This is a genomic window from Kineococcus sp. AC630, assembly GCF_979255925.1.
On sequence record NZ_CEEDMJ010000172.1, the window covers coordinates 1 to 232 of the forward strand.

At 78.4% G+C, this 232-nt stretch carries 1 pseudogene; it reads left to right on the plus strand.

Going from position 1 to position 232, the window contains the following annotated elements:
- Positions 1–36: 36 nt before the first annotated feature.
- Positions 37–232, plus strand: a pseudogene (locus tag AC0I8G_RS26300) (S9 family peptidase); the annotation flags it as partial.

The following is a 232-nucleotide window of genomic DNA, read 5'->3' on the forward strand; positions in this document are numbered from 1 at the left end:
GGTCCCCCGCGAGGGGACGGGGGCCCGATCGGTCGGGTGACCGAAGCTGACGTGCCCCGCTGGGAGACGCGGTTCCGTGCCGGCCGGGTGGGCCTGCCCGAGTGGGCGGAGGACGCACCGGACCGGTGCGTCGTCGAGGCGACCGGCGCGGGGGTCCTCGCGGTGCACTCCTTCGAGGCCGCGTCGGGGGAGTGGCGCCGCCTCACCGACCGCCCGGAGGGCACGTCGAGCG